We start from the raw sequence: 3668 nt of genomic DNA on the forward strand, positions 1-3668 counted from the left end.
GATTTCCGCGAAACCATTTCCGATTTACTGTTGGATAAATTCACCATCGTTTGGGCAGATTGGGCCGAATCATACAACACCATCATCCGTAACCAGGCCCATGGTTCACCGGCTGCCATTCTCGATTTGTACGAAGCAAGCCACATTCCGGAAACCGAAGGCACCGATCCGATGCGCATAAAAATGGCAACTTCTGCCGGACATACTTCGGGCAAACCATTAATTGCCTGCGAAGCTGCAACCTGGCTTAACGAACACTTTTTAAGCACCCTGGCCGATGTAAAACAAAATGCCGACAATTACCTGCGTAATGGTGTTAATCACATCGTTTATCATGGCACACCTTACTCGCCTTTGGAAGAAAAATGGCCCGGATGGATGTTTTACGCAGCTGTTCACTTTGCGCCAACAAACACCTGGTGGAACGATTTAAAAGTGGTGAACGAATACATTACCAACTGCCAGTCGTTTATGCAAAATGCAACACCGGATAACGACATCCTGTTGTATTTTCCCATTTACGATGCGTGGACAGAAAGAGACCGAAATGTACTCCCTCATTTTGGTGGCCACAGTGAAGAACTTACTGCTGAAATAAGCAATAAACTTCTTGCCCAGGGGTATTCATTCGATTACATATCCGACAAACAAATCCGGAAATTAAGCTACTCCAACGGAAAAATCCAAGCTGCCGGAGCCTCCTACAAAACCATTGTAATTCCTGAATGTAGTACGATTCCTTTAGAAACATTAAAACACCTTTTTAATCTGGCAGAAAATGGCGCAAGCATAATTTTCGAAAATGAAATTCCCTCAAAAAATCCGGGTTTAAACAAGTTTGAAATCCGCCAGGCGGAGGCACAAAAATTGATTGATGATTTAAAGTTTACACCTGAAGAGAATTACCAATCGGCTGCAAGCGGAAGTGGTAAAATTCATGTGGGCAAAAACGTGCCAAACCTATTAAATGCCGCTGGTATTTATAGCGAAGAATTGACTCAGCAAGGACTTTGGTATAATCGGGTTGAACGTAAGGACGGTACCTGCTATTTTATTTCAAACTGGGCAGAAAAAGAGGTGAACCAATGGGTCACACTTCAAAAATCAGGCAAAGACGCGGTGTTATTCAATGCGATGGATAAAACATTTGGTAAAGCACGCACGCAAAAAAATAGTGACGGACAAACACAGGTTTACCTGCAATTAAAACCTGGAGAAACCATCATTCTGCAATGGTATTCAACAAAAGTAAAAGCTGAGGCTTATCCACTGTGGGAACAAGGTGCCCTAAAAACAGAGCTGAATGGCGAGTGGGAAGTCACCTTTGAAAAAGGAGGTCCGACTATACCTGCACCTTATAAAACCAATGAACTAAAATCGTGGACCAAACAATCAGAAGAGCTGCAAAAATTCTCCGGTACTGCCAGCTATAAAACCAGTTTTGAGATTGCTGAAAACAACGATAATGATTATTTGCTTGATTTAGGCGAAGTACACGAATCGGCAGAAGTGTGGCTGAACGGGAAAAAGACAGGAACACTGATTGGGCCGGTTTTTCAAATTGTTCTGCCAAAAGAAGCGTTACAGGAGCAAAATATACTTGAGATGAAAGTTACCAACCTGATGGCCAACCGCATTATCGACATGGATAAAAACAAGGTGAACTACAAGAAATTCTATAACATCAATTTTGCGGCTCACGAAAGAGAAAACCGCGGTGCAGACGGGAATTTTACAGCAGCACACTGGGAACCACTGCCGTCCGGATTAATAGGCCCGGTAACGATTTCGAAGCTAACGCAAAAATAACATCATTAAACCACTACCGATGAAACAACTATCAATCTGCGTTTTTTGGGTCGCCCTGTTCATTTCCTGTAACATTCAAAACAAAAATGACGTCATCGACCGGAAAGCACTGGTAACCCGAAATAATGTGCTTATAGAAAGTTTTGATCCTTTGGAATCCCTTACCGTTGGCAATGGGGAGTTTGCCTTTACCACCGATATTACCGGACTTCAAACGTTCTTCCTGGACTACCACAATGGTGTTCCGTTGGGCACCCAATCCAACTGGGGGTGGCACACAACACCTAACACCGAAGGTTATGAATGGTCAGAAACCCTGAAATACTTTGAGGTCGAGGGACGGCAAGTCCCTTATCGTCATCAAATTTCTGATGATGCCAGGAAACAAGCTGCCTGCAATTATTTTAGAGAAAATCCGCACCGTTTGCATCTTGGAATAATAGGATTTTTGCTCACCAAAGAAAGCGGAGAAAACGCCACCATACAGGATATAAAAAATCCTATTCATAGTCTGGATATGTGGACAGGAAAAATTACCAGCAGTTTTGATTTTGAAGGTCAGCCTGTAAAAGTGGAAGTTTATTGTCATCAGGATAAGGATCAGGTTTCGGCAAAAATTCAGTCGCCGTTAATTGCAACGGGACAACTGGCTGTTCAGTGGAAATTTCCTTATGCAGTGCCCATTCACGTTCATCCCGGATATGATTTTCAATCGCCCGGCAAACATAAAACTGAAATGTTACCGGCGGGAGAAAACTCGGTGATCTTCAACCGTAAACTGGATGATGACAATTATAAAGTAAGCGTAAACTGGCAAGGCGATGCAAGGTTTAAAAAGCAGGCTCAGCATGAATTTACGCTTCAACCCGAAAGTGGCGAAACACTGGAATTTAATTGCCTTTTCGCCCCGGAAGCAAATAAAAGTGAACCAACATCTTTTGAAGAAACAAAAGCCAATAATATACAAAGTTGGAAAGCTTTTTGGGAAAATGGAGGAGTTGTTGATTTTTCGGGCTGCACCGATCCGCGTGCCAAAGAGCTCGAACGCCGGACGGTACTTTCGCAGTACCTCACTAAAATACAAAGTTCGGGATCGCTCTCTCCACAGGAAACCGGTTTAACCTTCAACAGCTGGTTTGGCAAGTACCATCTGGAAATGCATTGGTGGCACATTGCCCATTTTACACAGTGGCAACGCCAACAACTCGTGGAAAAGCAACTTGACTTCTACTACGAGATGCACACCAAAGCAAAACAAACAGCCGCCGACCAGGGATATAAAGGTATACGGTGGCAGAAAATGCTAGGGCCCAATCATGAGAACAGCCCTTCGTCGGTTGGTTCATATCTCATCTGGCAACAACCACATATTATTTGGTTTGCTGAACAAATGTATCGCCAAAATCCATCGGAAGAGATTTTGAACAAATACAAAAAGCTGGTTTTTGAAACGGCTGAATTTATGGCTGATTTCCCGGTTTGGAACACTGAACTAAATCGCTACGATCTGGCACCGCCGTTAATTCCGGCGCAAGAACACTGGCCGCGCGAAACAACTACCAATCCTCCTTTCGAACTGGCCTACTGGTATTGGGGATTAACAACTGCACAAACATGGAAAGAACGCCTTGGAGAACCGAAAGAGGAAGAATGGGAAAATGTACGCCTAAACCTGGCTGCTCCCGATAAAAATGAAGATGTATATCTGGGAATTCAGGGAGCAACTGATTCCTATACCAATCCGGAACTGATGAGAGACCATCCTATGGTGCTTGGCGCTTATGGCATTCTCCCCCAATGGAATAAAGTTGATCCGGAGATTATGCGCAATACCATGCATGTAGTGGCAAAAAAATGGA

2 protein-coding genes are annotated in these 3668 nt (G+C 43.6%); both read left to right on the plus strand.

Annotated features, from left to right (window positions below; all coding sequences use genetic code 11):
• On the plus strand, nt 1-1809 hold a 1809-nt coding region (locus ABZB17_RS21465), incomplete at its 5' end, for a glycosyl hydrolase (protein ID WP_372653519.1).
• 19 nt (nt 1810-1828) lie between these two features.
• A partial coding sequence (locus ABZB17_RS21470) for a hypothetical protein (protein WP_372653522.1) occupies nt 1829-3668 on the plus strand: 1840 nt, incomplete at its 3' end.

Origin of the sequence: Draconibacterium sp., assembly GCF_041583095.1 — a bacterium.
Taxonomy (GTDB): Bacteria; Bacteroidota; Bacteroidia; order Bacteroidales; family Prolixibacteraceae; genus Draconibacterium.